This is a genomic window from Falsiroseomonas ponticola (assembly GCF_016805305.1).
Taxonomy (GTDB): Bacteria; Pseudomonadota; Alphaproteobacteria; order Acetobacterales; family Acetobacteraceae; genus Falsiroseomonas; species Falsiroseomonas ponticola.
Window position 1 is genome coordinate 1 of the sequence record NZ_JAERQN010000029.1, and the last position, 2,500, is coordinate 2,500.

The 2,500-nt window shown below is 58.6% G+C and carries 2 rRNA genes (1 of these 2 cut by a window edge); both read right to left on the reverse strand.

What is annotated here, in order from left to right:
* Nucleotides 1-42 precede the first annotated feature (42 nt).
* A 5S ribosomal RNA gene (gene rrf / locus JJI54_RS31665) occupies nucleotides 43-157 on the reverse strand.
* A 137-nt stretch (nucleotides 158-294) separates the two neighbouring features.
* Nucleotides 295-2,500 (reverse strand): 23S ribosomal RNA (locus JJI54_RS31670); it runs 529 nt beyond the window's last position.

Here is a 2,500-nt window from a genome sequence, read left to right on the forward strand (position 1 = left end):
GTGTGTGTGTTCAAACGGTGAGGAGTACGATCCGGCGTGGTGGCCCGGCGGCGACCGACTCTCCCGCATCTTGAGATGCAGTACCATGGGCGCTGGAGTGTTTCACGGCCGAGTTCGGGATGGGATCGGGTGTATCATCTCCGCGATGACCACCGGGCCACCGCGCCGGATCGTAGTCTGATTGTCTGGGTCTGGTGTGTGTGTGTGTGTTGATGGCTGAGTTTGGGTAGAGCGCGGTTTGGTGCTGCGCGCGGTGACTGATGTTTTGCGACATCGGTCGGTGCGGCGGCGGTGATCTTGAGCTCGATCGGGCTATTAGGACCGCTCGGCTGAGAAGGTTACCCTTCTTGCACCTGCGGCCTATCGACGTGGTGGTCTACCACGGCCCTCGGCGAGACCTGGTCTTGAGGCTGGTTTCCCGCTTAGATGCCTTCAGCGGTTATCCGTTCCGCACTTGGCCACCCGGCCGTGCCACTGGCGTGACAACCGGTTCACCAGAGGTGCGTCCATCCCGGTCCTCTCGTACTAGGGACAGATCCTCTCAAGTCTCGTACACCCACGGCAGATAGGGACCGAACTGTCTCACGACGTTCTAAACCCAGCTCACGTACCGCTTTAATCGGCGAACAGCCGAACCCTTGGGACCTGCTCCAGCCCCGGGATGCGATGAGCCGACATCGAGGTGCCAAACCTCCCCGTCGATGTGGACTCTTGGGGGAGATCAGCCTGTTATCCCTAGAGTACCTTTTATCCGTTGAGCGATGGCCCTTCCACGCGGGACCACCGGATCACTAAGGCCGACTTTCGTCTCTGCTCGCGCCGTCGCGCTCGCAGTCAGGCGGGCTTGTGCCTTTGCACTCAACAGCCGATGTCCGACCGGCTTGAGCCCACCATCGCGCGCCTCCGTTACCATTTGGGAGGCGACCGCCCCAGTCAAACTGCCCACCACGCAGGGTCCCGACCCGGGGTGACCGGGTTCGGTTAGACGCCAGAAAGGCACAGGGTGGTATTTCAAGGTTGGCTCCACACAAGCTAGCGCCCATGCTTCAAAGCCTCCCACCTATCCTACACAGTCCCTTCCTGGCGCCACTGCGAAGCTGCAGTAAAGGTTCATAGGGTCTTTCCGTCTGACCGCGGGTACCCCGCATCTTCACGGGGAATTCAATTTCGCTGAGCCCATGCTGGAGACAGTGGGGAGGTCGTTACGCCATTCGTGCAGGTCGGAACTTACCCGACAAGGAATTTCGCTACCTTAGGACCGTTATAGTTACGGCCGCCGTTTACTGGGGCTTCGGTTCGGAGCTTGCACTCCTCCCCTTGACCTTCCAGCACCGGGCAGGCGTCAGACCCTATACGTCATCTCTCGATTTCGCAGAGCCCTGTGTTTTTACTAAACAGTCGCCACCCCCTGGTCTGTGCCACCCACCAATGGTTGCCCATCAGCAGGTCTCGCTTATCCCGAAGTTACGCGAGCAATTTGCCTAGTTCCTTCAGCATGGTTCCCTCAAGCGCCTTGGAATACTCGTCCAATCCACCTGTGTCGGTTTAGGGTACGGTCCATATGTCAGAGCTGTTTCCCGAGCCGATCCAACCGCCACCCCAATCCAATAAGGGATGACAGAACTTCACGGCTGTCACTTCTGACGGGCCCAGGAATATTCACCTGGTTCCCATCGGCTACGGCTGTCGCCCTCGCCTTAGGGGCCGGCTCACCCTGCGCGGATTAGCCTTGCGCAGGAACCCTTGGATTTTCGGCGGAAGGGTTTCTCACCCTTCTTGTCGCTACTCATGTCCGCATTCGCACTTCCCATACCTCCACGGCCCCTCACGGATACCGCTTCACAGGCCTAGGGAACGCTCCGCTACCGCACGTCTTGCGACGCACCCACAGCTTCGGCTCGTGGCTTGAGCCCCGTTACATTTTCGCCGCAGAACAGCTATTAGACCAGTGAGCTATTACGCTTTCTTTAAAGGATGGCTGCTTCTAAGCCAACCTCCTGGTTGTTTTGGCCGTCCCACATGCTTTCCCACTTAGCCACGAATTAGGGGCCTTAGCTGGTGGTCTGGGCTGTTTCCCTCTCGACGACGGACCTTAGCACCCGCCGTCTGTCTGCCACCTATCACTCCCCGGCATTCGGAGTTCGGTTGGGTTTGGTAGGACTTTGGGTCCCCCTAGCCCATCCGGTGCTCTACCTCCGAGGGTGTCCAGATGACGATCTACCTCAATAGATTTCGCGGAGAACCAGCTATTTCCTGGTTTGATTGGCCTTTCACCCCTAGCCACAGATCATCCCCGACTTTTTCAACAGGCGTGGGTTCGGCCCTCCAGTAGGTGTTACCCCACCTTCAGCCTGTCCATGGCTAGATCACCAGGTTTCGGGTCTCATGCCGGCAACTCAACGCCCATTTCGGACTCGCTTTCGCTGCGCCTACACCTCTCGGCTTAAGCTCGCTGCCAACACGAACTCGCGGACCCATTATACAAAAGGTACGCCGTCAC